The organism is Sphingomonas sp. S-NIH.Pt3_0716, from assembly GCF_003950715.1.
In the GTDB taxonomy this organism is placed as follows: domain Bacteria; phylum Pseudomonadota; class Alphaproteobacteria; order Sphingomonadales; family Sphingomonadaceae; genus Sphingobium; species Sphingobium yanoikuyae_A.
The window spans coordinates 57,499-82,473 of sequence record NZ_QLJK01000012.1; the positions used below are offsets into that span (position 1 = coordinate 57,499).

Sequence of the window (24,975 nt, forward strand, 5' to 3'; positions counted from 1 at the left end):
GGGGTCAGGTTCCGCTCTGCCGGCCGGTGCCCCGGCTCTCCGCGCCGCCGCTGCCCTGGGGGGCGGCGGGCGTCGGGGCGACCGGGGCGGTCTGGGGCGCTGCGTCGCCCGAATTGCCGAGCGACTTGACGCTGGCGGGGCTGCCGTCGGCGGCGGGATTGCGCGGGCGATCCTTCGTGTCGCCAGCGGCAGGGTCTGCCTTCTGATCCTCGGCGGGCTGCTGCGCGCCGGCGGCAAGCTGGCCGGTGATGACCTTCATGCCGGGCTTCAGATCGCCGCCGGTGATGACGGTGCGCGATCCGTCGCTGGCGCCGACGGTCACCTGGATCGCCTTGGGATCGCCCTTTTCGTCGAGGACATAGAGGGTCTGGCTGCTGCCCGCGCCGAAATTGACCTGGCGGTTGGCGCCGCTGCGGCGCATGCGGCCGGGGCCGGGCAGGACGCTGGTGATGCCGCCGCCCGATCCGGCGCCGCTGCTGGGCTTGAAGCGGAGCGCGCTGTTGGGGACGAGCAGCACATCATGCAGTTCCTGGGTCACGATGTCGGCGGTCGCGGTCATGCCCGGACGCAGGGTTTCGTCCGCATTGTCGACCGACAGCACGGCGGTATAGGCGACGACCGTGCCGGTCGAGCTGCTGGTCGTGCTGGTCGAGGAAGAGGAGGAAGAACTGCTGCTGGAGCTGTTCGATCCGACATTCACCCGCGTGACCTTTGCCGGGAAGGTGCGGCCGGGGAAGGCGTCGACGGCGAAATTGGCGGTCTGGCCTTCCTTGACCTGGCCGACATCGGCTTCGTCCACCGACACCTCGACCTCCATCTTGGTGAGATCCTCGGCGATGGTGAACAGCACCGGCGCGTTGAGCGAGGCGGCGACGGTCTGGCCCGGCTCGATGTCGCGCGACAGGACCACGCCGGTGACCGGCGAGACGATCTGGGCGATCGACAGGTTGGTCTGGGCGGTCGACAGCTGGGCGCGCGAGACATTCACCTGCGCCTGCGCCGAACGAAGATTGGCGAGCGCGCCATTATAGTCGGCGCGGGCCGAATCCAGTTCGGTCTTGGCCGGCACCTTGCCACCGGAAAGCTGATAGACGTTGAGCTGGCGGTCCAGTGTCGCCTTGGCCAGCGCGACCTGCGCCTGTGCCTGGGCGACGCCGGCCTGGGAGGAGGCGACCTGGGCCTGCGTCTGGTTGATCGTGTCGACCAGGCGGCGGGTGTCCAGTTCGGCGAGCTTCTGCCCCTTGGTCACGCGATCATTGACGTCGACAAAGACGGCGGTGATCTTGCCCGACTGTTCGGACCCCACATCGACCTGGTTGATCGGCTTCAGATTGCCGGTGGCCGACACGCTGACCGTCAGGTCGCCCTGGCGCGCCTCGCGGGTCGCATAATTGGGCTTGTCGTCGCCGGCAAAGCAGCGGGCGACAAGCAGGACGAGGATCAGCAGCACGACGCCGATAATCCCGCGTATCATCCATTTGCGATGCGGCTTTTCCGGCTTGGCGCCCAGAAAGTCGTTGAGATCCTGGTCGGGGCTGGCGTCATTGCTCATGGGGGCGGTCATCCATATTCTGCCAGCCGCCACCCAGCGCATTATAGAGCTGGGCGATGGCCAGGATCTCGTCCGATTGGGCGCTGGCAAGGCTGTTGCGGGCGTTCAGCAACGTGGTTTCGCTGCTGGACAGGGTCTGGAAGTCGATCAGGCCGGACTGATACTGGCTGCGCGCCAGGATTGCGGCATTGTTCGACGCTTCATAGGCGGTGGCGAACTCGATCTTGCGCCGGCGGGCGCTGTCGAGCGAGGCCATGCCATTTTCGACATCCTCCAGCGCGCCGAGAACGCTCTGCTTGTAGGCGGCGAAGGCGGCATCGGTCGCCGCCTTCTGCGCGCGGACCTGCGAGGCGAGGCGACCACCATCGAAGATGGTCTGGGCGACATTGGCAAAGACGCCGCCGGTGATGAGGTCGAACAGATCCTTGAAGGCGTTCGACGTGGTGCCGATGTTGCCGCTGATGCCGAGCGAGGGATAGAGCTGCGCCTGGGCGACGCCGATCCGTGCGGTGGCGGCGGCCAGCGCCCGTTCGGCGGACCGCACATCGGGCCGCTGGCGCAGCGTGTCAGCGGGAATGCCGGTGGCGATGTCGGTCGCGGCGGTCGGGATCGGTGCCGGGGTCTCCAGCGCGCGGGTCGCGTCGCCCGGCGCCTGGCCGGTCAGCACGGCGATGCGGTTGAGGCTGCCCTTCAGGCTGGCTTCGAGCTGGGGGATGGTGGCGTTGGTCTGGGCGAGCTGGGCCCTGGCCTGCTGCTCGTCGAGCGAGGAGACCAGTCCAGCCTGCAACCGCCAGCGGGCAATGTCGTAATTGTCCTGCTGCACCTTCTGCGTCTCGCGGGCGATGCGCAGCTGTTCCTGTGATGCGCGCGCCTGGACATAGTTGGTGACCAGTTCGGAAATGATGGTCATCCGCACATTGGCGAGGTCATAGCCGGACGCGGCAAGATCGGCCCGCGCGGCTTCGGCCGAGCGCGACAATTCGCCGAACAGGTCGATTTGCCAGCTGGCATTGGCGCCGGCCGAGTAGCTGCTGGACCAGTTGCTGGCGCCGGTGGAGATGACGTTGCCACTGTCGTCGACACGGGTGCCGCCGGCCTGGCTGCGGTAATTCTTGCCGCCGCTGGCCGATCCGTTCACCTGCGGCAGGAAGGCGGCATTGGCCTGGCGCAGGGATTCCCGCGCCTGCCGCAGCCGTGCCTGCGCCTGGACGATGTCCAGGTTGCCGGCGATCGCCTGATCGATCAGGCCGGTCAGCGTCGGATCGTTGAGCCGCGTCCACCAGGTGGCGAGGGTGGCGTCGTCCAGCGCGGCGCCGCTGCCCTGGCTATAGCCGGCAGGCACGCCCAGCACGGCGGATTGCGGCGCGTGATAGTTCGGTCCCGCCGCGCAGGCGGACAGGGCAAGCACCGATCCCGTGAGCCATGCAATGCGATATCGCACCTTTTCCTTGCACTCCGTCGTCGTTAAAGGGGCCAGCAATATTCCCCCGGAGAGACAGGGGGCAGGTATGTCAGGTCGTTACGTGCCGAAAAGCAATGTACGCCTCAATGCCATATATGTCTCAAAGTGTAACGTGCGTGAATTCCCGTGTTTTTCCCAGGAAAGACACCAGTAGATCAGAGGATGGAAGATGAGGGCATTTCTTTTCCCGGGCCAGGGTAGCCAGTCGGTCGGCATGGGCAAGGCGCTGGCCGAGGCAAGCCCGGCGGCAAAGGAACTGTTCCAGGAAGTCGATGACGCCCTGTCGCAGCATCTGTTCCGCATCATGGTGGAAGGCCCCGAGAGCGACCTGACCCTGACCGAGAACGCCCAGCCGGCGATCATGGCCAATGCCCTCGCCACGTTGCGCGTGATGCAGAAGGAAGGCGGCTTCAGCCTGGCTGACAAGGGCGATTATGTCGCCGGTCACTCGCTGGGCGAATATAGCGCGCTCTGCGCGGTCGAGGCGTTCGACCTTGGCACCACCGCTCGCCTGCTCAAGTTGCGCGGTCAGGCGATGCAGGCCGCCGTGCCGGTGGGCGAGGGCGCGATGGCCGCGCTGCTGGGCGCCGACATCGAAAAGGCACAGGCGCTGGCCGATGCCGCTGCGGAGGGCGAAGTCTGCACCGTCGCCAACGACAATGATCCCAGCCAGGTCGTCATTTCCGGCCACAAGGGCGCGATCGAGCGTGCCGTCGCGCTGGTCAAGGATTATGGCATCAAGCGCGGCGTGCTGCTGCCGGTGTCGGCGCCCTTCCACTGCCCGCTGATGCAGCCGGCCGCCGATGCTATGGCGGAAGCGCTCGCCAAGGCGACGATCAACGCGCCGCTGCTGCCGGTCTATGCCAATGTGCTGGCCGCGCCGATCAGCGACCCGACCGACATTCGCGAGCGTCTGGTCGAGCAGGTCACCGGTCGCGTCCGCTGGCGCGAGTCGATCGGTGCGATGTGGGACGCGGGCGTCACCGATTTCGTCGAACTGGGCGGCAAGGTGCTCGGCCCGATGGTCAAGCGCATCGCGCCCGACGCCACCGTGCGCAGCGTGGTGACGATGGACGATATCGAGGCGGTACTGGGCGCGCTGTGAGCGAGAGCCCGGTTCTTGCCAGCCGCGACGGGGCCGTCCTGACGGTCACGCTGAACCTGCCCGACCGGCGCAATCCCATCTCCGATCCGGCGATGGTGGATGCGCTGTGCGACGTGTTCGAGGCGGCGGACCGGGATGCGAGCATCCATGTCGCGATCCTGACCGGGGCGGGCAGTGCCTTCTCCTCCGGCGGCGATCTCAACGCGATGCGGCCGGATGCCGGCGGGCTGCGCGCCAGCCTGCCGGCACAGACGCGGCGCAATTATCGCGCGGGCATCCAGCGCCTGCCCTTGCTGTTCCAGGCGATCGAGCTGCCGGTGATCGCGGCGGTCAATGGCCCGGCGATCGGCGCGGGGCTGGACCTGGCCTGCATGTGCGACCTGCGCATCGCGGGGCAAAGCGCGCGTTTCGCCGAAAGCTTCGTGAAGCTAGGCCTGGTGTCGGGCGATGGCGGGGCCTGGTTACTGCCGCGCATCATCGGCTTTTCCAAGGCGTCGCAACTCTCGCTGACCGGCGAGACGATCGACGCGGGCGAGGCACTGCGGATCGGGCTGGTTGGCGATGTCGTGCCCGACGCGGACTTGATGACGGTGGCGCGGGCGCAGGCTGACGCCATCGCCGCCAATCCGCCGCACGCGACGCGGATGACCAAGCGGCTGCTGCGCGCGGCGCAGACGGCCGAACTATCACAGATACTGGAAATGGCGGGCGCCATGCAGGCGCTGGCCCACGCGACCGCGGATCATGACGAGGCGATCACCGCCTTCTTCGACCGCCGGCCGCCACACTTCAAGGGAGACTAGAATGTTCGATCTGACGGGAATGACCGCGCTGGTGACTGGCGCTTCGGGGGGCATTGGTTCCTCCATCGCCAAGGCGCTGGCCGCGCAGGGCGCCACGCTGGCGCTGTCGGGCAGCAATGAGGAAAAGCTCAAGGCCTTCGCCGCTGAACTGGGCGGGGATCACAAGACCTTGGTCTGCAATCTGTCCGATCCGGCCGCCGTCGACGCGCTGGTGCCGCAGGCGGTGGAAGCGCTGGGCGGCAAGATCGACATCCTGGTCAACAATGCCGGTATCACCCGCGACAACCTGATCCTGCGCATGAAGGACGAGGAATGGTCGCAGGTGATCGCGGTCAATCTGGAAGCCGCCTTCCGCCTGTGCCGCGCCGCCGCCAAGCCGATGATGAAGGCGCGCTTTGGCCGCATCATCTCGATCACCTCGGTCGTGGGCGTCACCGGCAATCCGGGCCAGTCCAACTATTGCGCGTCGAAGGCCGGCATCATCGGCATGTCGAAGTCGCTGGGCCAGGAACTGGCGAGCCGCGGCATAACCGTGAACTGCGTGGCCCCCGGCTTCATCCGGTCGGCCATGACCGATGCGCTGAACGATGCGCAGAAGGGCACGATCCTGGCCAAGATCCCCGCTGGCTATCTGGGCGATGGCGACGATATCGGCGCAGCAGTCGCCTATCTGGCGAGCAAGGAAGCAGGCTATGTCAACGGCCAGACCCTGCACGTCAACGGCGGCATGGCGATGATCTGATCGATCGCCCGGTCAGGCGATCTTCGTCCGGCCGGGCAGACTATAAGCGAGCGCGCCGTCCAGCAGGATGGCGCGTCGCATCGCCAGCGCCAGCACCGCGATCGCGGCGATCAGGTTGACCGGCACATGGGTCCATTCCGACACGGCCCGGCCGAACAAAGGCGCCATCCAGGCATAGGCCAGCCAGCTTCGTTCCCAGCCAAGCATGCCGCGCTTGCCCATGTCGGCGGCGACGAAGGCGATCGCCATCCCCAGCAGCACATAGTCATAATCGAGCACATAGGGTGTGCAGAGCAGGGCGGCGCTGAGCGCAGCGGCGCCCCGCACTTCCATCGTCCCACGGTGGGCGACCAGCGCGGCGATGCCGATGGCGATGGCTGTCACCAGGCCCTGCACCACATAGGCGGCTGGAATGCTGCCGCCCCATTGGCGAATGGCGGCAAAGGGGCTTTGGATCTTTTCCCAGCCGGTGGCACCATTTTCGATGATGATATGCTGCGTCAGGGGCAGAGAATCGATGAACGCCTGCCACACCGGCCAGCCCCAGATCAGCAATGTCAGCAGGCACAGGCCGGCCGAGGTCAGACCGGCGGCCAGGAAGGCGCGGGCATTGCCGCGTGCGATGATCAGCACAGGGATCAGCACCGCAAATTGCGGTTTGTAGACGAGCGCGCCCAGCAGCATGCCGGCGATCCAAGGGCGTCGGTCGAGCAGGGCCATGCCACCACCCAGCAGGCCGGCGGTCATGAAGGCATTCTGGCCGTGGCCCAGGCACACCATTACCACAGGTGCGCCGAGTGCGATGAGCAGCGCGTCGCGCTGATCCGGCAGGACATGACGGATGACCATCAATGCTCCGCCAAGCGTCAATCCCTGCCACAGGATCAGGGCGGGGACGTAGGGGATTTGCGCCAGCAACGTGGCCAGGATCAGGAAGGGCGGGGGATAGTGCCAGCCATAGAAGGGGATGGCGGGATTATGATGGATCGCCTTCTGCACTTCATAATGGACGGGCCAGTTCCATGCCTGCGCGGCCTGACCCTGATCGGCCATCCATCCCGCCGTCCAGACGTTGGAGAAGTCCGTGCCAAGCGGCCGGCCGAGCGAATCTACCGTGCCATGCGCCGTCGCGAACAGGTAGGCGAGGCCGATCAGCGTCGCAGCCAGCATCAGCCAGGCGGTCATTCGGACCCGTTCGGGGGTGATGAACTGGTCGGGGCACAGGCGGTCGATCATCGCTGTTGACTGGCACAAGCGGCTGAAATTTTGGTAAACAACCCGTTGTTTCCGGGTTTTTTCCGGCTTTTTATTGCCGAAACGCACCTGTCCCTCCATCTAGGGGCTTGGCGGCCTTCCCTCTTGCCTCTATCGGGGCTTGGCACTAGGGCAATGCCTTAACGGTTATTCAGAACCACCAACGATACCCAGTAAGAAGGACCACTCATGAGTGAGACCGCGGATCGCGTAAAGAAAATCGTCGTCGAGCATCTGGGCGTCGAAGCCGAGAAGGTGACCGAGGACGCCAGCTTCATCGACGATCTGGGCGCAGACAGCCTGGACATCGTTGAACTGGTGATGGCGTTCGAAGAAGAATTCGGCGTCGAAATCCCGGACGATGCGGCTGAGAAGATCGCCACCGTCAAGGACGCGATCGACTATATCGACAGCAAGGCCTAAGGGCTTCGCGGCCTGCCCTCAGTGGCGGGCCGCCCTCCTTGCACAAGGATTGGCTCCTCCTGTCCGGTGATCCCGGAGCTTGGGGAGCCTTTTCGTATCTGGCCTGCCGTTCACAAGTGCGTGTGGAACGCCTAGATGAGCGGCACGGAACCAAAAATTGGAATTTCGGAGCAAGCATATGCGTCGCGTCGTCGTAACCGGCCTTGGCATGGTAAGCCCGCTTGGCGGGGATGTCGAAACCACCTGGAAGAACATCATCGCGTCGAAATCCGGCGCGGCGACGATCACCCGCTTCGACGCCACCGATTACAAGTGCCGCATCGCCTGCGAAGTGAAGCCGGCGGATCATGAATATGGCTATGACGCCTCGCTGGACGTCGACCACAAGATCCAGCGCCAGGTCGATCCGTTCATCGTCTATGGCATTTCCGCCGCCAGCCAGGCGCTGCGCGACGCGGGCCTGGACAATATGTCGGAAGAAGAGCGCCTGCGCGCCGGCTGCTCGATCGGTTCGGGCATCGGCGGCCTGCCGGGCATCGAAAGCGAATCGCTGGTGCTGGCCAACAAGGGCCCCAACCGGGTTTCGCCGCACTTCGTCCATGGCCGCCTGATCAACCTGATCTCGGGCCAGGTCTCGATCAAATACGGTCTGATGGGTCCGAACCATGCCGTCGTCACCGCCTGCTCGACCGGCGCCCACTCGATCGGCGACGCTGCGCGCATGATCGCGATGGACGATGCTGACGTGATGCTGGCGGGTGGCGCGGAAAGCGCGATCTGCCCGATCGGCATCGCCGGCTTCGCCCAGGCGCGTGCGCTGTCGACCGGCTTCAACGACACGCCGGAAAAGGCGTCGCGTCCCTATGACGTCAACCGTGACGGCTTCGTCATGGGCGAAGGCGCGGGCGTGGTCGTGCTGGAAGAATATGAGCGGGCCAAGGCGCGCGGCGCGAAAATCTATGCCGAAGTCATCGGCTATGGCCTGACCGGCGACGCCTATCATGTCACCGCGCCGCACCCGGAAGGCAATGGCGGTTTCCGTTCGATGCAGATGGCGCTCAAGCGCTCGGGCCTCAGCCTGGAAGATATCGACTATGTGAACGCGCATGGCACCTCGACCCCGCTGGGCGACGAACTGGAACTGGGCGCGGTCAAGCGTCTGTTCGGCGATCATCTGGGCAGCATGTCGATGTCGTCGACCAAGTCGGCGATCGGCCACCTGCTGGGCGGCGCGGGCGCGGTGGAGAGCATCTTCTGCATCCTCGCCATGCGCGACCAGATCGTGCCGCCGACGCTCAACCTCGACGAGCCGAGCGAAAGCTGCAAGGGCGTGGACCTGGTCCCGCACGTCGCCAAGGAACGCAAGGTGCGCGCGGTGCTGAACAACTCGTTCGGCTTCGGCGGCACCAACGCCTCGCTCATCATGAAGGCGATCTGATACGCCTGATCCTCCCCTGCAAAGGGGAGGATCATGTAAGCCATAGCCGGTTGGGCATTATTTGGGTCGGGCAGTTGGGATGATGGCAAGACGATCCGGCGCAAATCCGGTGCGGCGACTGGGCTGCATCATCCTTCTGATCGGCCTAGCCGTTGTCGCCTTTGTCGGTTTCCGCTTCGTCCATGGCTGGACCGAGACGGGGCCGGCCACCCAGGATATCAGCATCGTCGTGCCGGAGGGATCGACCCTGTCCGACGCTGCTGTGCTGCTGAAATCGGCCGGCGCGGTGCGTTCTGCCGATGCCTTCCTGACCCGCGCGAAGGTCTTTGGCGGCGCCAAGCCGATCAAGGCCGGCGAGTTCGTGGTGCCTAAGGGCGCCAGCAACCGCGAGATATTGTCGATCCTGCAGGGCGGCAAGACGTTGACCCGGCTGGTCACTATCCCCGAAGGCATGCCGTCGATCCTGGTGCAGGAACGGCTGATGGCCAATGACGAGCTGACCGGCGAAGTCACGGTGCCGCAAGAGGGCAGCGTGCTGCCCGACAGCTATGCCTTCGACAAGGGCGAGCCGCGCGCCGCCGTGCTGAAGCGGATGCAGGCGGCGATGGACAAGGCGCTGGCGAAGCTCTGGGCCGAACGCGCGCCCAATACGATCGCCAAGTCGCCCCAGGAGGCGATCATCCTCGCCTCGATCGTCGAGAAGGAGACCGCGATCGCCAAGGAGCGACCGATGGTCGCGGGCGTCTACAGCAACCGCCTGCGCAAGAACATGATGCTGCAGGCCGATCCGACGATCATCTATCCGATCACCAGGGGCAAGCCGCTCGGCCGCCGGATCAAGAAGTCCGAGATCGCCGACGTCAACGACTACAACACCTATGCCATGACCGGCCTGCCCAAGGGGCCGATCGCCAATCCGGGCCGCCTGTCGATCCTGGCGGTGCTGCACCCGGCGGAGACGAATGCGCTCTATTTCGTCGCGGACGGGAAGGGCGGCCATATCTTTGCCGACACCTATCAGCAGCATAATGAGAATGTGCGGAAGTGGTTCGAGATCCGCCGCGCGCGGGGCGAGCTGTAAAGCCCGGCTTGGCCGATATATAGCCGGGCTTGCCACATGGTCCGGCGCGCGCTAGGGATAGTCCAGCATCAAGAGTTGGGGCGACGCCCAACGCCAACCTGCCGTTCCGGGCAAGGTGGCACTCCCGATCCGGGAGGATGTGGCCGATCCGGCAACAAAGCGGACCTCAGCCACCGATCGTCGCCCCGCCAGGAAGGACTGACGAGACGTGCCGATCAAGATTGCCGACGACCTGCCCGCCCGCCGCACGCTGGAAGCCGAGGGCGTTGCCGTGATGGGCGAGGCGGATGCGGTGCGGCAGGATATCCGCCCGCTGCGGATCGCGCTGCTGAACCTGATGCCCAACAAGATCGATACCGAGACGCAGCTTGCCCGGCTGCTTGGCGCCTCGCCGTTGCAGGTGGAACTGACATTGGTGCGGATCAGCGACCATGTGTCGCGCAACACCTCGGCCGATCATATGCAGTCCTTCTACCGCGCCTGGACCGATGTGCGCGACGAGCGGTTCGACGGCTTCCTGATCACCGGCGCGCCGGTCGAGCATCTGCCGTTCGAGGAGGTGAGCTACTGGCAGGAACTGCGCGCGATCTTCGACTGGACCCAGACCCATGTGCATCGTTCGCTCAGCATCTGCTGGGCGGCGCAGGCGGCGCTCCATCATTTCCACGGGGTCGAGAAACATGCGCTGGAGCGCAAGGCGTTCGGCGTGTTCCGCCATCGCAACCATGCCCCGGCCTCGCCCTATCTGCGGGGCTTTTCGGACGATTTCTCGATCCCGGTGTCGCGCTGGTCGGAAGTGCGGCGGGAATCGCTGCCGGTCGATCGCGGGCTGCAATTGCTGGCCGACAGCGCGGAGACCGGGCCTTGCCTGGTCCATGATCCGCGCCATGGCTTCCTGCACATGTTCAACCATGTCGAATATGACACGCGCACCCTGGGCGACGAATATGCGCGCGACGGCGGCCGCCAGATGCCGGCCCATTATTTTCCCGACGACGACCCGACCCGCCCGCCGGAAAATCGCTGGCGCAGCCATGCCCATCTGCTGTTCGGCAACTGGATCAACGATCTCTACCAGACCGCGCCGTTCGACGTGGACATGATCGGCCAGGAGATATTGCAGAGCGCGGCCTGATCGGCGCCGATCAGCGCAGCAGGCCCTTGGCCGCCTGACTGCGGGCGTGGAGCCACTGGCCGATGCCGATCAGGATGATGACGGCCGGGAAGATCGCCGCGCCCGCGCCCTTCACCGCCAGCAGGTCGGTGCCAAGGAACGTGTGTCCGAACTGGACGATCACCGCGAGCAGCGACAGCAGGAACAGCGGCACCGCGACGCGGCGGCGCAGCAGCAGGGCGATCGCGCCCAGCGTGCCAGCGCCCACCGCCACCGCATAGACGGCCCAGGCCCAGCCGGGCATCTGGGCAAAGGCGCGTGCGGTGTCGGGATCGGTTTTGGCGAGTTCGCCGAGGTCGGCGCCATATTGCATGACGAAGGCGGCGACCCCCATCAGGTTCCATAGCAGCAGGATGACGGCGATGATGACGAAGGATGCCGGTGCGCGCATGATGCTTCCCCTCCTGATCCACGCCTGCTTGCCGGGCGCGGCATCTGTCATCATATAGCCTGTCCCGGCCGGGCGAAAGTCCGCCATCGGGTTGCAGGGAGGCGGTTCTGGCTGATCCGATCATTGTCACCGCGCTGCTGGGCGCCGCCGATTTCGCCTGGGCGGATGGCTTGCGCCGCGCCCATTTTCCGCCCGAACGCAATCAGGTGCCGGCGCATGTCACCCTGTTCCATCATCTGCCGCCTTCGCTGCTGCCGGAACTCAGGACGCGGATGAAACAGAGATGCGCCGGCCCGGCGCCACGGGCGCGGCTGGGCGATGTGTTGCTGCTGGGGCAGGGGGTCGCCTATCGCATCGACAGTCCCGATCTGGCGGCGTTGCGGGACGAATTGGCGGACGCCTTCACAGGCCTGCTGACGCCGCAGGACCAGGCCGGCTTTCGCCCGCATCTGACCGTGCAGAACAAGGTGGAGCCCAGGGTCGCGCGGGCGCTGGCCGACCGATTGCGCGCCGATTTCCATCCCCGCCCGATCGCAATCGCAGGCCTGGCCGCCTGGCACTATCGCGGCGGACCATGGGAACTGGCAAGCGAGACCCGGTTTCGCGGGTAGGGGATTTGGGTGGATTGCGGCCATCCCACCAACGTCATGCTGAACTTGTTTCAGCATCCATCAAGCCTAACAAACCATTGGTCTATTGGGAGAAATGGACCCTGAAACAAGTTCAGGGTGACGATGATCGAATGGCCAAAACTGGTCGTCAGCCGTCAAACCCCGATATCGTCATTGCTTCGCTACGCTTGCAATGCCGGGGTTCGCTCGCTTCCCGGCCGTCTTTCCTACTCGGCATTTTTCTGGTCCACCCTGTGGGATGGAATTGGCCGCTCTTGTCGCTCCCACATCGACCGCATTGCCACAGCCCGCCGCAACCGCCCTGTCGCGTCCTGGTCGCCTGATCGTCGCTTCGCTGGCGCGTCGGTGTCGCTTCACAGGCGCGCGATTGTCGCGCCGCCGTCGCTTTCCGATGACCCTATGCCGGGAAAATGGCGCAAAACGGGGCGACGACACTGTGAACTTCGTAGGAGAATCCGATTGTCGCGTCGTCGCCGACCGATCAGGCCAGGCCCACTTCCTTGAGCGGGATGTCGACATCGGCCAGTTGTGCGGGATCGAGATGCGCACCCGACAGGACATGGGCGCGGCCCTGGACATAGTCCTTGACCGCATTGACGCAGTCGAGCGCGATCAGCTTGCCGCCCTTCAGATAGACGACCGAGAAGCTGCGGGTGGCGGGATCGCCGCGCAGCACCGTCTGGTCGAAGCCGGTCGAGAGGCCCACCGTCTGGAGCTTGAGATCATATTGGTTCGACCAGAACCAGGGGACGGCGTCATAGGCCTCTTCCTTGCCGAGGATATGGGCCACGGCGGTCTTGGCCTGGTCATTGGCGTTCTGGACGGATTCGAGGCGCATCTGCGCGCCGCCGGCAAAGCGGTTGGCATGGGACGCGCAATCGCCCACGGCATAGATGTCGGGCAGCGAGGTGCGGCAATATTCGTCGACATCGACGCCATTGCCACCGGCCGCGCCCGCCGCGATCAGCGGGCCGGTTTCGGGCACGATGCCGATGCCCACGATCACCATGTCGGTCTCGATCCGCTCGCCGTCCTGCATCAGCACTGCCGTCGCCCGGCCGTCCTTGACCTCTATACAGTCCATCTTCGCGCCCGTGCGCAAATCGACGCCATGGGCGCGATGCTCCGCCTCGTAGAAGCGCGAGAGATCCTCGCCCGCGACGCGGGCCAGCACCCGGTCGAGCGCTTCGAGCAGCACCACGGTCTTACCGAACTTGGAGAGGACGGCGGCCGCCTCCAGCCCGATATAGCCGCCGCCGATGATGGTGACATGGCTGACGCTGTCGATCTTCGCCATCATCGCGTCGACATCGTCGCGGCGGCGCACGGCATGGACATTGGCGGCTTCGGCGCCGCTGCAGGTGAGCATCCGGGGGCTGCCGCCGGTACACCAGATCAGCTTGTCATAGCCGATTTCCACGTCGCCGACGGTGACGAACTTGCCGACCGGATCGACGCTCTTGACCCGGCGCCCCAGCAACATGTCGATCTTGCGCTCGTCCCAGAAGGCGGCGGGGCGGATCAGGATACGGTCGAAGCTCTTGTCGCCGGCGAAATATTCCTTGGAGAGGGGCGGGCGCTCATAGGGCGGATCCTTCTCGTCGCCGATCATGCCGACCGAGCCTTCGAAACCGTGCTGCCGCAGCGAGATCGCCGCCTGCGCGCCGGCATGGCCGGCCCCCACGATCAGAACGTCATAATAGCTCATCCGCCCGCTCATCCTCTTTTATCCGGGGCTTTGCTTGGCGGCATTTGGCAGTGCTGGCAAGCGCCGATGTGGCGGGACGGGCAAGCGATGCCCGCCAACCATCGTCGGGGCGGTGCGCGCCGGTCAGGACATGGTCAGAACGCCCTCATAGGCGCGGTCTTCCAGCGCCTTGCCGGCGCCCATGGCGACGCACATCAGGGGCGTGTCGGCGATCCGTACGGGCAGGCCGGTGGCTTCGGACAGCGCCTCGTCCAGCCTGCGCAGCAGCGCGCCGCCACCGGTCAGGGTGATGCCCTCATCGATGATGTCCGACGAGAGTTCGGGCGCGGTCTGTTCCAGCGCGGTCATCACCGCCATCACGATCTGGCCGACCGGTTCGGACAGGGCGTCGCAGATTTCCGCTTCGCTGATGGTCATTTCGGCCGGGCGACCATTCACCAGGTCGCGGCCCTTGACGATGATCCGCTCGCCCTCGCCATCGGGCGGGGTGGCGCAGCCGATCGCGCATTTGACCCGTTCGGCGGTGGCTTCGCCGATCATCAGATTATGGACGCGGCGGATGTGCGAGGCGATCGCGTCGTCCAGCTTGTCGCCGCCGACGCGGGCCGAATTGCTGTAGGCGATGCCGTTGAGCGACAGCACGGCCACTTCGGTCGTGCCGCCGCCGATATCGACCACCATAGCGCCGCGCGGTTCGGTGACGGGCAGGCCGGCGCCGATCGCCGCGGCCATCGGCTCCTCGATCAACTGCACCCGCGCCGCGCCGGCGTTGGAGGCAGCGTCGCGCAGCGCCCGGCGCTCGACCATGGTGGAACCGGTCGGCACGCAGATCACCACGTCGTAGCGGCGGCCGAAGCGCCCGCCGTCCTGCGCTTTCTCGACGAAATGCTTGATCATCTGCTCGGCCACGTCGATGTCGGCGATCACGCCGTCGCGCAGCGGGCGGATCGCCTGGATATTGGCCGGGGTCTTGCCCATCATCAGCTTGGCTTCATTGCCCACCACCTTGACCTTGCGGATGCCGCGAATGGTCTCGATCGCGATGACGGAGGGTTCGTTCAGCACGATGCCCCGGTCGCGGGCGTGGATGACGGTATTCACGGTGCCAAGATCGATCGCCATGTCGCAGGCGGTCGAGGAGAAGAAGCGGGGCATTTTCATGGGAAAGCGGCGATCTGCAAAGATTGTGAAACAATGGCTCCCTGTGCCGCCGCCCGGCGGCGATCAGAAGGGCGCTGCGCCAGTCCGTCCGTTTCCCGCGTCTGGCCGAGGCTGAAGGGACGGAAAAGCGCGATAAAGGGCGGTTCAGGCGGTCTTGCGGATCAGGCGGCGACCCAGCAGCACACCGACGATGCCGAGCAGGAACAGGGTCCAGCCCGGCGCTTCGGGCACCGGCGTGCCGCCCGAGCTGCTGCCGGTCGGCGGATCGATCGGCGGGGTATAGCCGCCCGTATAGGTGCCCAGATGCATCTCGCCATTCTGGGTCAGGTTGCCGAACACGGCCGATCCCTGGATATAGTTGGCGGTGGTCGCATCGGCCCAGGGCGCGAGCAGCGATCCGCCCCAGCTATTGGTGAGGTCGAGCGACTGGGCGTCGCCGAAATTCCAGATCACATGTTCGCCCAGATTGGCGGTGCCGCCCAGGAAATTGTCGTTGAGGCTGACCGCGCTGCCGCTGACATTGACGATCGCGGTGTCGGCGCCGTTCAGGTTGAAGGCGATTTCGCCCACCTTGTCGAGGTCGGCGGCGCTGATCGAGAAGACGGCTAGGCCGTTGGCGTCGGGGCTGGCGTTGAAGGTGGCGCGGTTGCCGCTGATCACCATGTCGCTGTTGGCGGCCAGGCCCGACAGGTTGGTCGACAATTGCTTCATGCTGCCGGCCAGCACCGTGCCCTGCGTCGCCAGGCTGGATGCGAAGCCGGGGTCCGACGTAGCCAGGCCGGACTGGACGCTGTTCTGGTTGATGTTGGTGTTGCTGATGGTGCCGCCGACCTTCACCGTCTGGGCCGCGCCATTGAGGTTGAAGCCGCTTTCGACATTGCCGCCGACCAGCGCGCCCGACCCGTTGTTCAAATTCTTGATGCCGCCAGTGACATTGCCGACCACGGTGAGGCCCGCCTGTCCGGTCGCGGAGGTGGCGGGGGTGCTGATCTGGTAGCTGGAGGATGTGCCGGTGAGGTCGCCGCCAACGAAGGTGCGGCCCTCCACTTCGGAAGAGGAACTGAGGTCGCCCAGCACGATCAGATTCCATTCGCGCAGCGCGTCGGTGCCGGTGACGGGCGAGGCATGAGCGGGGGCGGCAGCCAGCAGCGCCAGCGACGCTGAAATCATGAAACCGGTCTTTTTCATAATAGATAACGCCAAGTCTTCGCATGTCGTCACAATGGATTGCGTGACGCGTGGCGAAGTCCCCCCTTCCGCTCTCTGGATTGTCGGCCCCGACTCCGGCGCCGGAGCGCCAAGGACAGGGTGGGCGCGCCATAGTCCTGTCGGGCCAGTGCGGCAATATTTTATTAACTATTGCACGAAGAGCGTGGCGGCTCGTCTTGGCGAGGGAAGGTGCGGACTTTTCAGGCGAGGGTCAGGTAAAGTTCCGCCTCGATCAGCCACTCGCTGCCAATCTGCCGCCATTTGGCGGTGTAGGCGCCCGAGGCGATGAGGATGCCGGACGAGGCGGCGACGCCCTGCCACTGGCCATGTTCGAAGGCGATCGGTTCGACAGGCGAGACCAGGATCGTGTCGGGCGTGCGGGTGTAGATGCTGCGGTCGGGTGCGGCAAATTCGCGCTTCCAGGCCATCAGCTGCGCCTTGCGCCCGGCGAAGACGCCGCTGTCGGTGCCGGTCACCATCACGACATTCTGCGCCAGGATCGGCCCGATGGCGGCCAGGTCGGCATCGGCGAGCGCCCGGTTGAAACTGGCGCGGCGCAGGCGGATGGCAAGATCGGCGGTGGCGGTCATGGCGCTTCCCTTAGCAGGCGGCGCTGCCATCGCCATGCCCGTCAGGCAAAAAAGAACGCCCGCAGCGGGCTGCGGGCGTTCCGTTCGCCAGACCGGGCCATGTCGAGGAGGGCATGGCCGGCCCGGCGGGGAGAGAGGTTGTTAGAGCTTGTAGCCCAGGGTCAGCACCCAGGAGCGGCCTTCGCCCGGATTGGCCCAGCCATTGTTGCGGATGCTGGTATAATATTTTTCGTTGGTGAAGTTCTGGACGTTGAGCTGCGCAGTCAGCTTCTCGTCGAAGGTGTAGGACAGCATCGCCCGGTGAACGAGATAATCGTCCGCCTTATACATGGTCGCGGCACTCGAATTGCTGAGATACCAGCTGCCCTGATAGGTCAGGCCATAGCCCAGCTGCAGCCCGAAGGGCAGGGTGTAGGTGGTGAACAGGCTGCCCGAATGCTTGGGCGTGTTGGTCAGCGGATTGCCGGCCTGCGGATCGGACATGGCGCAGGTAACGGGCTGGGTCGCGCCGGTAGGCGTGTAGAACTTGCCCGGATTTGCAAGGCAATAGTCCGAAATGCTCTGCAGCACCTTGCTCTTGAGATAGGTGTAGTTGGCAAAGATCGTCCAGTTGGACGTGATGTTGCCGGTCGCGCCCAGCGTGATGCCGTCCACCTTGTTGCGGCCGTCATTGACGTTGAGGTTGCCGATCGAAGGATCGTTGCTGGCCACCGAATAATTGGTGCGCTTGTTGCGGAACAGCGCGGCGGTCAGTTGCAGGCCGTTGTCGAACAGGTCGATCTTGCCACCCACCTCGAAATTCTCGGCCTTCTGCGGATCGACGCCGCAGGGTTCCAGGCCAAGGTTGACCTGGTCGACCGAAGCGATGCCGCAACCACCGCGCACGCTGCTCGACGTGGGCGTCAGGCTGTTGGCATAGGCGGCGTAGAGGCTGGCATTCTCGGCCGGCTTGAACACCAGGCCGATGCGGTAGGAGAAGAGATTGTCGGTCGCATTCTGCTGCGCACCGGTGGTGTAGGCACCGCCAAGAGCCGGCGTCGCGATCGTGTCGGAGCGGAAGCGGGCGCGGTTATGCTCCCAGCGAATGCCGCCGTTCAGTTCAAGCTGGTCGACGATCTTTGCCGCGGCAAAGGCATAGGCTGCGAAATTGAACGTGTCGCCGACCTGGTGGCCAGACTGGATCGCGTTGACGGGACCGGTATAGTCGGTCGGCACGCCGATCGGGATCGGGTTCAGCGTCGGGTTGGGCGTGGCGCCGCTCGGATTGCGTTCCACATTGCCGTTATCCAGGACATAATCTTCCTGCATCGCCGACGTGCCGATGACCAGCGTGTGGCCGCCCGGGATGTTGAAGGTGAGGTCGAGTTGGTTGTAGAGTGACTGGTTGTCCGAGTTGCGGAAGCCGCCGCGCGGACCGCTGGGATAATAATAGCCCGGCTGCTGGCCGGCCGCGCAGGCCGCGCCCGTCGCGCTGGTGCCGTTGGCAAGGCAATAGGCGCCCTGGGGCGGGTTCACCACCAGATCCTGCTGGACGTGCTGCCAGCGCGACAGGTTGCGCAGCGACACGGTGTCGCTGAACTGATGGTCGAAGATCAGGGTCGCCTGATCGACCGTCTGGTCCTGCTTGTCGAGATTGGGATAGCCCAGATAGCTGCTATAGGGCACGCCGGGCAGCGGGCCGTCATAGACCGCATTCTTGTAATAGGGCACACCATAGAGCGGCGTGTTCTTGTCTTCCTGATGGACGAACATCAGCGTGGCCGAGGTCGGGCCGTCGACGCCCAGCTTGACCGAGGGGGCGACACCCCAGCGCTTGTAGCGGTCGACCTGGCGGGCCGGCACGTCATTTTCATGATACATGGCGTTGAGGCGCACGGCGATCAGGTCGTTGACGCGGACATTGCTGTCGATGGTCGCGCGATAATAGTCGGACGTGCCGATGCCGCCCTGCACCAGCGTTTCGCTGTCGGCCTTGGGGCGCTTGGTGACGAGGTTGATGTTGCCGCCGATCGCGCCCGAACCGCCATAGACGGAATTGGCGCCGTTGGTGACCTCGATCTGCTCCAGGTTGAACGGGTCGGTGCGGCTATATTGGGCGCTGTCGCGCACGCCATCGATGCTGATGTCGGTGTTGGCGCTCTGGCCACGCAGGTTGATGCTGTCGCCATAGCCGCCGCCGCCTTCGCCCGCGCCGAAGGTGATGCCCGGAACGGTCGAGAGCACGTCGCGCAGGGTGAGGAGGTTCTGCTTCTGGATGGTCTGGTTGCCGATCACCGTGATGGTCTGCGGCGTGTCGAGCAGGGGGCGAACATATTTGGGCGATTCGGGCTTGTCCACCTTGATGGAATTGTCGTCGATCGCCGTGTCGGTGACCGTGACGCCACCCAGTGCCTGGCCCTGGCCATTATCCTGCGCATGCGCGCCGGATGCGAAGGCCATTGCGCCGACGCAGCTCAGTGCGAGGAAGGATGGAGTGTTTCCATATTTCGCCATTGTTTCAGAACCCCTTTCGATTGTTGCAGGGGCTGCTATTGCGACCTATTCGCATTGTCAATGCTATTGCGAGTGGATATCTGTTCGACGATGCTTTTTTGCTAAATGATGTAAAAGTCGCACAGTCGGCAAAGTCGCTAACGGCCAACATATGGATCATGACGGCCCATCAGCGGCGCGTGCCTGTCAGTGGCACCCGAGCATCGCTTTATCGCGTGCGATGTCGCTTCAAAGGCGGTCGAATGCGCACAGGGTGGCCAGAACCTGCCGATTTTGGCGGTCCGCCTCAAAATGGGCGAGGGCTGGGTCATGATCGGCGATTGCGTCGATGATGCGCAGACGACCGTGGCGCCATATGCCGAGGTCGAACATGTCGGCCCCGGTGCCGTCGCGCTCCACATCGCGCGCGCTCCCCAGCGCGACACGGGTCAACAGCTCGAACAGGGGCTGGCTGACCATTTTGAACAATATGTCCTGCAGCCGGCCTTCCAACTGGCCGAGCCCGTCCATGCTGTCGCATGCATCGATCTGACTGCGCAGATCGAGTAATTCCCTGTGAAGGGCCTGGTCGTCGCATCGCGCGGCAGCGGCGCAGAGTCTGTTGAACAGCAGCGAGGTGATGTCGAGTATCTCGCGCCAGGAGCCCGGCTCGCCGCATAGATAAGCGCTCAGCATCCGTTCCAGATCTGCCATTTGCGGTCGTCGGCCATAATAGCCGCCGCCCGGACCGCGCCGAACCTCCAGCAAGCCCTCATGCTCCAGGATGCGTGCCGCCTGCTGGATCGTGACGATGCCCACTTCCAACTCGCGGGCAAGGGTTTGCAACGAACCAATCTGTTCGCCGGCCGGCGCGGCGAGGATGCGTCGGCGCAGGGTGTCGGCGGTATGGCGGACGATCTGCCGCTTGCCGATCGCAGGTTCGGTCAGGTCATTTTGCTGGATGAGGCTCATATGAATTAATGTGCATGTTGATTGATATTTCGCAAGGGCGATACTCAGTATCATCGCCTTGATGATCTAATAATATGCATATTAATAACGATCCCAAGAGTCGCCGCCCGGTCCTGGAGCGGTGCCGCTGCGCTTGCCGCGCCGGAAGGAGAGAGCCATGGCGTTCAGGGATCCCGTGATCGACGCATTGCCGCGTCACCCCATCATCATTGGCGGACAGCGCGAAGTGCCGACCGGCCCGGCGCGCCACCTCCATGTCTATCCCGGCACCGGCAAGGTGACGCAGGAACTGGCTCTGGCGGACGCTGAGGATGTCGACCGGGCCATCGCCGCCGCGCGCAGGGCCTTTCCGGCATGGCGTGCCATGCCCGGCGACAAGAGGCGCGACCTCATGTTCCGCATCGCCGGGCTGCTGGAGGCGAAGTCGGCGGATTTCGCGCCGAGCCTGATCGCCGAAAATGGATCGGTGGCGATGGTGGCGCCCTATATGGGTTATGATGCCGCCCAGAAATTCCGCTATTTCGGCGGCTGGTGCGACAAGCTGCACGGGCGCACCATCCCGATGTGGGGCGCGCCGGCCCATGATTATGTCAGCTATGATCCCTATGGCGTGATCGGCATCATCGTGCCGTGGAACGGGCCGCTGTTCGCCGCGACCATGGTGCTGGCAGCGGGCAATTGCGTGGTCATCAAGGCGCCCGAACTCGCGCCCTACAGCGTCATGCAACTGGTCGAACTGCTGCATGAGGCGGGCCTGCCCGATGGCGTCGTCAATCTGGTCACGGGCGGCGCCGATGTCGGCGCGGCGATGGTCAGCCATCCCGGCATCGACAAGATCGAGTTCATCGGATCGGGCGCGACCGCGCGCCATGTGCTGACCAATGCGGCCCAGTCGCTCAAGCCCGTCGGCCTGGAACTGGGCGGCAAGTCGGCCGTGGTCGTGTTCGATGATGCCGACCTGATGCTCGCGGCGAAGAAGGGGCTGACCGGGGCGATTTCCTCCAATGGGCAGGGCTGCATCAACGGTACACGCCTGCTGGTCCAGTGCGGTATTTATGACCGTTATCTCGACTTGATCGGGGCGATGGCGGGCCATGTGCAGTCGGGCGATCCGTTTGATCCCGCGACGGTGCTGGGGCCGGTGATCAGCCAGACTGCGCTCGATCGGATCAGCGGGATGGTGGCGCGGGGCGTCGCCGATGGCGGCCGCATCATCGCGGGTGGGCAGCGGCTGGACGGCGATTTTGCCGATGGCTTCTACCTGCCGGTGACGATCCTGGCGGACGTGCCGGACCAATGCGAGATCGCCCGGAATGAGGTTTTCGGGCCGGTGTTGGTCGTGACCCCGTTCGATGATGAGGAGGAGGCGATCGCGCTAGCCAACGGCACCGACTATGGTCTGGGCGCCTATGTCCACACCCAGAATTTGCGCCGCGCCCATCATATGGCGCGCGAACTGCAGGCGGGCATGATCCATGTGAACGGTTCGGGTGAGGCGATGCAGCCCAATTGCCCGTTCGGCGGCTTCAAGAAGAGCGGTCATGGCCGGCTGGGCGGGATCGAGGGGCTGCATGAGTTCCTCCAGCCCAAGAATGTCTGGATGAGCATGGCCGCGCCGGAGGGCGGGCAATGAGCCTGCGCGATCCCGCAGCGCGCAGCGCTCTCGGCAGCGGGCTTCAGGCGGAACTGACGGGGCGGGATGATCCCGCGCCGCAATCACCGGTGGCGGAGAGCTGGCGCGATTTCATCTATGCCGAAATCTGGTCTCGTCCGGGGCTCGATCGACGCGCGCGCTTCCTGATCGCGCTGGCTTCGGCGGCCGGCGCCGATGCGCCCGCCGACCGGCTGGACGGCTATGTCCGTGGGGCACTGGCGACCGGCGCGCTGACCCAGGCCGAATTGCGCGAGGCGGCGCTGCATGTCGCGGTCTATTCCGGCTGGGATAAAGGGGGCGCGATCGATGCGGCGATCGATCGGGTCGAAGCGGAGCAGGGGCTGGCGCCGGTTCTGCTGGCGCCAATCCGGGCCGAACCCTGGGATGCGCAGCAGCGCATGGAGCAGGGCTTTGCTGAATTTCGTGCGGTGATGACTTTTGACGGCCCGCGCGTCGGCAATGGCCTCCCCTATCTGCAGGATGGCATATTGAACTTCGTGTTCGGCGAAATGTGGTGCCGGCCAGGCATCGATCAGCGGTCGCGCCGCTTCCTCACGCTGGTGGGCGTCGCAGATTCCGCGGCCACCGTGCCGATCGCCAGCCATTTCCACGCAGCCATGGCGAGCGGCAATTGCACCGCCGCCGAACTCAACGAATTCGTCCTCCAATATGCGGTCCATGCCGGCTGGCCCAAGGCGTCGGTGATCCAGGGCGTGGTGCTGGAAATGGCCGGGAAGGTCGCCAAGGGCCTGGCCTGGAACGCGCGGGAGGAAGGGCGATGAGCATCGCGATCGACATGCGCGGCAAGGTGGCGTTGGTGACTGGCGGGGCTTCAGGCCTTGGCCGCGCGACGGCGGTGAAACTGGCACAGGCCGGCGCCCGGCTGTGGCTGGTGGACATCAATGCGCAAGGGTTGGCCGAAACGCTGAGCCTGCTTCGTGAGGGCGAGCATCAGACGGCGGTTGTCGATCTGGCCGATCCTGACGCTTGCCGTGCCGCCGTCGATGCGGCTGTCGCCCATTTCAGCCAGCTTGATGCGCTGTGCAATATCGCAGGCCTCATCTATCTCGCCAATTCGCCCGACATGGCCCGACCGCTGTGGGACAGGACGCTGGCGGTCAACCTGACCGCGCCCTTCCTGTTGTCGCAGGCGGCAATCCCGCATCTGCTGAAGGTGAATGGCGCGATCGTGAATGTCGTCTCCTCGGCCGCCTTCATCGGCGAGGCCTATGCCGCCGCCTATTGCGCGTCGAAAGCCGGCCTCCTCAACCTCACCAAGGCGATGGCGATGGAGTATCAGAAGCATCCGATCCGCATCAACGCCGTCGCGCCCGGCGGCATGATGACCAATATCGCCACCAATTTCCGACCGCCCGAAGGCTGTGACTTCGAATTGCTCAAGCGCTTTTCCGGGATGCGCGGCACGGTCGAGGTCGATGATGTCGCCGACATGGTCGCGCTGCTCGCCTCGCCGGCCGGGCGTGGCTTCCACGGCAATTGCATCTCGATCGATGCCGGGATCACCGCAGGATGAGCGGGATGGAACGGATCGGCTTCATCGGCCTGGGTAGCCAGGGTGGTCCCATGGCTGAACGGATCGCTGCCGCTGGCTATCCGCTCATGCTCTGGGCCCGCCGTGCGGATGCGCTGGCGCCCTTCCTCGAAAAGGGCGCCACGGCAGCGCCGGACATCGCGACTTTGGGTGCGACCTGCGATCATGTCGGCATCTGCGTCGTCGATGACGCCGGCGTGGGCGAGATCGTCGGGCAATTGCTGCCGGCGATGCGACCGGGCAGCCGCATCGTCGTCCATTCGACGATATTGCCCGACCATTGCGTCGCATTGGCCGAACGCTGCGGGAAACGCGGCATTGCCTTCCTCGATGCGCCGGTCAGTGGCGGTGGCCCGGCCGCGGCGGCCGGCACCTTGACCCTGATGTGTGGCGGTGCGGTCGATGTCTTCAAGGCGGCCCGGCCGGTGCTGGAAAGCTTTGGCGGCCTGATCGTGCGAATGGGTGATGTCGGCGCGGGGCAGCGCGCCAAGATCGTCAACAATGCGCTGATGGCGGCCAATATGGGTCTGGCCCACGCCGCGATAGAGGCGGGCAGGGCGCTGGAGCTGGATGGCACGGCCCTGCGCGACCTCATCAAGGCGAGCAGCGGCCGCAGCTTCGGTTTCGAGGTTTATGCCCGCCTGCCGACGCCCGGCGCCTTTGCCCATGGCGCGCCACTGCTGCGCAAGGATGTCGGTCTGCTGATGGCCAGCCTGCCCGATGATGCCAGTGCCGAAGCCCTGTCCCGCGCCGCCACGCCCTTCCTATCCGCCGCCTGCGGCGACTGACTTTTCAGGAGACCGATCCATGTCCTTCACTCTCGACCAGTTCCGCCTCGACGATAAAGTCGCGATCGTCACGGGCGCCGGCGGACGCGGCAATTCCATCGGCCGGGCCTATGCGCTGGGGCTGGCGGCGGCCGGTGCCGCCATCGTCGTCGCCGACCTCAATGGCGAAGGCGCGCAGGCGGTGGCCGACGAGATCGTCGCCGGTGGCGGACGCGCCATTGCCGTCAAGGTCGATGTAGCTGATGAGACATCAACGCTGGCCATGGCGACGGCGGCCAGTGATGCCTTTGGCGGCGTCGACATCCTCATCAACAATGCCGCGCTGATGGTCGATATCAGCTACGACAATATCGAAGCCGTCAGCCTCAACGCCTGGAACCGGGCCTTTGCGGTCAATCTCAATGGTGCGCTGCTCTGTGCCCGCGCGGTGATCCCTTCGATGCGGGCGCGTGGTGGCGGACGGATCATCAACCAGACGTCGGGCGGGGCATTTCCAGCGACGGGCCTCTACGGCATTTCCAAGCTGGCGCTGGTGGGCCTCACGACGACGCTCGCAAAGCAACTGGGCAAGGACAATATCACCAGCAACGCGATCGCGCCGGGCAATGTCACATCTGACGCCGGCAAGATGCTGGTGCCCGACGATTCCCCGTTCATCCAGTTCCTGCAGATGAGCTGTGCCCTGCGCCCGCGTGGCGAGCCGGATGAACTGGTCGGCACGGCGCTGCTGCTCTGTTCGGACGCGGGGCGCTGGATTACAGGCCAGACGATCCATGTCGATGGCGGATGGGTGCTGCGGCCTTGAACGGAGG

Annotated in this window: 23 protein-coding genes and 1 riboswitch; of the genes, 13 read left to right on the forward strand and 10 right to left on the reverse strand. The window is 65.1% G+C overall.

Annotated elements, in window-relative coordinates; translation table 11 throughout:
• Nucleotides 1-4 precede the first annotated feature (4 nt).
• Nucleotides 5-1,552: an efflux RND transporter periplasmic adaptor subunit gene (locus BRX37_RS11630; protein WP_164522449.1), complete on the reverse strand. Its 1,548-nt coding sequence runs from the start codon at nt 1,550-1,552 to the stop codon at nt 5-7.
• A complete protein-coding gene (locus tag BRX37_RS11635; protein WP_125987102.1) occupies nt 1,542-2,993 on the reverse strand; it encodes an efflux transporter outer membrane subunit in 1,452 nt (483 codons plus the stop codon). Before BRX37_RS11635 ends, BRX37_RS11630 begins: the two co-directional genes overlap by 11 nt.
• Before the next feature lie 190 nt (nt 2,994-3,183).
• On the opposite strand from BRX37_RS11635, the gene fabD reads away from it, so the two are divergent.
• The 3 genes from fabD to fabG are packed head-to-tail and all read left to right on the forward strand — an operon-like array spanning nt 3,184 to nt 5,664.
• Nucleotides 3,184-4,119, forward strand: coding sequence for an ACP S-malonyltransferase (fabD, locus tag BRX37_RS11640; RefSeq protein ID WP_097382735.1), 936 nt, complete (start codon nt 3,184-3,186; stop codon nt 4,117-4,119).
• Nucleotides 4,116-4,922: a crotonase/enoyl-CoA hydratase family protein gene (locus BRX37_RS11645; protein ID WP_125987104.1), complete on the forward strand. Its 807-nt coding sequence runs from the start codon at nt 4,116-4,118 to the stop codon at nt 4,920-4,922. The genes fabD and BRX37_RS11645 overlap by 4 nt, the downstream gene beginning before the upstream one ends.
• A 1-nt stretch (nt 4,923) precedes the next feature.
• Nucleotides 4,924-5,664 (forward strand): 3-oxoacyl-[acyl-carrier-protein] reductase, encoded by a 741-nt coding sequence (fabG, locus tag BRX37_RS11650; RefSeq protein ID WP_125987106.1) that lies wholly within the window; start codon nt 4,924-4,926, stop codon nt 5,662-5,664.
• Nucleotides 5,665-5,676: 12 nt separating this feature from the next.
• Here fabG and BRX37_RS11655 read toward each other — a convergent pair whose 3' ends face one another.
• The gene (locus tag BRX37_RS11655) at nt 5,677-6,900 is read right to left on the reverse strand and encodes a glycosyltransferase family 87 protein (RefSeq protein WP_125987108.1); all 1,224 of its coding nucleotides are present in this window, start codon (nt 6,898-6,900) and stop codon (nt 5,677-5,679) included.
• Nucleotides 6,901-7,107: 207 nt separating this feature from the next.
• Here BRX37_RS11655 and BRX37_RS11660 point away from each other — a divergent pair, with 207 nt between their 5' ends.
• The 4 genes from BRX37_RS11660 to BRX37_RS11675 all read left to right on the forward strand — a co-directional run bounded on the left by BRX37_RS11660 (nt 7,108) and on the right by BRX37_RS11675 (nt 10,995).
• Entirely contained in the window at nt 7,108-7,341 is a 234-nt protein-coding gene (locus tag BRX37_RS11660; protein ID WP_004212096.1) for an acyl carrier protein, read from the forward strand.
• A gap of 178 nt (nt 7,342-7,519) precedes the next feature.
• Complete coding sequence (fabF, locus tag BRX37_RS11665; protein ID WP_004212097.1) at nt 7,520-8,779, forward strand: beta-ketoacyl-ACP synthase II; 1,260 nt, start codon at nt 7,520-7,522, stop codon at nt 8,777-8,779.
• A 109-nt stretch (nt 8,780-8,888) separates the two neighbouring features.
• Nucleotides 8,889-9,860 carry an endolytic transglycosylase MltG gene (gene mltG, locus BRX37_RS11670; RefSeq protein WP_125987212.1) on the forward strand — a complete coding sequence of 324 codons (972 nt, stop codon included), beginning with the start codon at nt 8,889-8,891 and terminating at the stop codon, nt 9,858-9,860.
• Nucleotides 9,861-9,920: 60 nt separating this feature from the next.
• Nucleotides 9,921-10,029: riboswitch (SAM-I-IV-variant riboswitch) on the forward strand.
• A 39-nt stretch (nt 10,030-10,068) separates the two neighbouring features.
• Nucleotides 10,069-10,995 carry a homoserine O-succinyltransferase gene (locus tag BRX37_RS11675; protein ID WP_004212101.1) on the forward strand — a complete coding sequence of 309 codons (927 nt, stop codon included), beginning with the start codon at nt 10,069-10,071 and terminating at the stop codon, nt 10,993-10,995.
• Nucleotides 10,996-11,005: 10 nt separating this feature from the next.
• Here BRX37_RS11675 and BRX37_RS11680 read toward each other — a convergent pair whose 3' ends face one another.
• Nucleotides 11,006-11,425, reverse strand: a complete 420-nt coding sequence (locus BRX37_RS11680; protein ID WP_125987214.1) for a sugar transporter — start codon at nt 11,423-11,425, stop codon at nt 11,006-11,008.
• 107 nt (nt 11,426-11,532) lie between these two features.
• Here BRX37_RS11680 and BRX37_RS11685 point away from each other — a divergent pair, with 107 nt between their 5' ends.
• Entirely contained in the window at nt 11,533-12,036 is a 504-nt protein-coding gene (locus BRX37_RS11685) for a 2'-5' RNA ligase family protein (protein ID WP_164522450.1), read from the forward strand.
• Nucleotides 12,037-12,538: 502 nt separating this feature from the next.
• Here BRX37_RS11685 and BRX37_RS11695 read toward each other — a convergent pair.
• The 6 genes from BRX37_RS11695 to BRX37_RS11720 all read right to left on the reverse strand — a co-directional run bounded on the left by BRX37_RS11695 (nt 12,539) and on the right by BRX37_RS11720 (nt 20,169).
• Nucleotides 12,539-13,765 carry an NAD(P)/FAD-dependent oxidoreductase gene (locus tag BRX37_RS11695; RefSeq protein ID WP_125987216.1) on the reverse strand — a complete coding sequence of 409 codons (1,227 nt, stop codon included), beginning with the start codon at nt 13,763-13,765 and terminating at the stop codon, nt 12,539-12,541.
• Nucleotides 13,766-13,888: 123 nt separating this feature from the next.
• The gene (locus BRX37_RS11700; protein ID WP_004212110.1) at nt 13,889-14,926 is read right to left on the reverse strand and encodes a rod shape-determining protein; all 1,038 of its coding nucleotides are present in this window, start codon (nt 14,924-14,926) and stop codon (nt 13,889-13,891) included.
• Between the two features lie 144 nt (nt 14,927-15,070).
• A complete protein-coding gene (locus BRX37_RS11705) occupies nt 15,071-16,114 on the reverse strand; it encodes a choice-of-anchor A family protein (RefSeq protein ID WP_125987114.1) in 1,044 nt (347 codons plus the stop codon).
• A 221-nt stretch (nt 16,115-16,335) separates the two neighbouring features.
• On the reverse strand, nt 16,336-16,725 hold the full coding sequence (locus BRX37_RS11710; RefSeq protein WP_125987116.1) for a DUF4440 domain-containing protein: 390 nt from the start codon (nt 16,723-16,725) through the stop codon (nt 16,336-16,338).
• Between the two features lie 141 nt (nt 16,726-16,866).
• Complete coding sequence (locus tag BRX37_RS11715; RefSeq protein WP_125987118.1) at nt 16,867-19,218, reverse strand: TonB-dependent receptor; 2,352 nt, start codon at nt 19,216-19,218, stop codon at nt 16,867-16,869.
• 228 nt (nt 19,219-19,446) lie between these two features.
• A complete protein-coding gene (locus BRX37_RS11720; RefSeq protein ID WP_125987120.1) occupies nt 19,447-20,169 on the reverse strand; it encodes a GntR family transcriptional regulator in 723 nt (240 codons plus the stop codon).
• 157 nt (nt 20,170-20,326) lie between these two features.
• Between BRX37_RS11720 and BRX37_RS11725 the strand changes: the two genes are divergently transcribed.
• The 5 genes from BRX37_RS11725 to BRX37_RS11745 are packed head-to-tail and all read left to right on the forward strand — an operon-like array spanning nt 20,327 to nt 24,968.
• Complete coding sequence (locus BRX37_RS11725) at nt 20,327-21,802, forward strand: aldehyde dehydrogenase family protein (protein WP_125987123.1); 1,476 nt, start codon at nt 20,327-20,329, stop codon at nt 21,800-21,802.
• Complete coding sequence (locus BRX37_RS11730) at nt 21,799-22,605, forward strand: carboxymuconolactone decarboxylase family protein (RefSeq protein WP_125987125.1); 807 nt, start codon at nt 21,799-21,801, stop codon at nt 22,603-22,605. The genes BRX37_RS11725 and BRX37_RS11730 overlap by 4 nt, the downstream gene beginning before the upstream one ends.
• Nucleotides 22,602-23,357, forward strand: coding sequence for an SDR family NAD(P)-dependent oxidoreductase (locus tag BRX37_RS11735; RefSeq protein WP_125987127.1), 756 nt, complete (start codon nt 22,602-22,604; stop codon nt 23,355-23,357). Before BRX37_RS11730 ends, BRX37_RS11735 begins: the two co-directional genes overlap by 4 nt.
• The gene (locus tag BRX37_RS11740; RefSeq protein ID WP_125987129.1) at nt 23,354-24,163 is read left to right on the forward strand and encodes an NAD(P)-dependent oxidoreductase; all 810 of its coding nucleotides are present in this window, start codon (nt 23,354-23,356) and stop codon (nt 24,161-24,163) included. The genes BRX37_RS11735 and BRX37_RS11740 overlap by 4 nt, the downstream gene beginning before the upstream one ends.
• Before the next feature lie 19 nt (nt 24,164-24,182).
• Nucleotides 24,183-24,968 carry an SDR family oxidoreductase gene (locus BRX37_RS11745; protein ID WP_125987131.1) on the forward strand — a complete coding sequence of 262 codons (786 nt, stop codon included), beginning with the start codon at nt 24,183-24,185 and terminating at the stop codon, nt 24,966-24,968.
• Nucleotides 24,969-24,975: the final 7 nt, after the last annotated feature.

Bases quoted from the DNA above. Each gene is read 5' to 3' on its own strand.
- BRX37_RS11630 (WP_164522449.1), bottom strand. From the start codon at position 1,552: ATGAGCAATGACGCCAGCCCCGACCAGGATCTCAACGACTTTCTGGGC.
- fabD (WP_097382735.1), top strand. From the start codon at position 3,184: ATGAGGGCATTTCTTTTCCCGGGCCAGGGTAGCCAGTCGGTCGGCATG.
- fabG (WP_125987106.1), top strand. From the start codon at position 4,924: ATGTTCGATCTGACGGGAATGACCGCGCTGGTGACTGGCGCTTCGGGG.
- BRX37_RS11655 (WP_125987108.1), bottom strand. From the start codon at position 6,900: ATGATCGACCGCCTGTGCCCCGACCAGTTCATCACCCCCGAACGGGTC.
- BRX37_RS11660 (WP_004212096.1), top strand. From the start codon at position 7,108: ATGAGTGAGACCGCGGATCGCGTAAAGAAAATCGTCGTCGAGCATCTG.
- fabF (WP_004212097.1), top strand. From the start codon at position 7,520: ATGCGTCGCGTCGTCGTAACCGGCCTTGGCATGGTAAGCCCGCTTGGC.
- BRX37_RS11680 (WP_125987214.1), bottom strand. From the start codon at position 11,425: ATGCGCGCACCGGCATCCTTCGTCATCATCGCCGTCATCCTGCTGCTA.
- BRX37_RS11695 (WP_125987216.1), bottom strand. From the start codon at position 13,765: ATGAGCTATTATGACGTTCTGATCGTGGGGGCCGGCCATGCCGGCGCG.
- BRX37_RS11700 (WP_004212110.1), bottom strand. From the start codon at position 14,926: ATGAAAATGCCCCGCTTCTTCTCCTCGACCGCCTGCGACATGGCGATC.
- BRX37_RS11705 (WP_125987114.1), bottom strand. From the start codon at position 16,114: ATGAAAAAGACCGGTTTCATGATTTCAGCGTCGCTGGCGCTGCTGGCT.
- BRX37_RS11710 (WP_125987116.1), bottom strand. From the start codon at position 16,725: ATGACCGCCACCGCCGATCTTGCCATCCGCCTGCGCCGCGCCAGTTTC.
- BRX37_RS11715 (WP_125987118.1), bottom strand. From the start codon at position 19,218: ATGGCGAAATATGGAAACACTCCATCCTTCCTCGCACTGAGCTGCGTC.
- BRX37_RS11720 (WP_125987120.1), bottom strand. From the start codon at position 20,169: ATGAGCCTCATCCAGCAAAATGACCTGACCGAACCTGCGATCGGCAAG.
- BRX37_RS11725 (WP_125987123.1), top strand. From the start codon at position 20,327: ATGGCGTTCAGGGATCCCGTGATCGACGCATTGCCGCGTCACCCCATC.
- BRX37_RS11730 (WP_125987125.1), top strand. From the start codon at position 21,799: ATGAGCCTGCGCGATCCCGCAGCGCGCAGCGCTCTCGGCAGCGGGCTT.
- BRX37_RS11735 (WP_125987127.1), top strand. From the start codon at position 22,602: ATGAGCATCGCGATCGACATGCGCGGCAAGGTGGCGTTGGTGACTGGC.
- BRX37_RS11740 (WP_125987129.1), top strand. From the start codon at position 23,354: ATGAGCGGGATGGAACGGATCGGCTTCATCGGCCTGGGTAGCCAGGGT.
- BRX37_RS11745 (WP_125987131.1), top strand. From the start codon at position 24,183: ATGTCCTTCACTCTCGACCAGTTCCGCCTCGACGATAAAGTCGCGATC.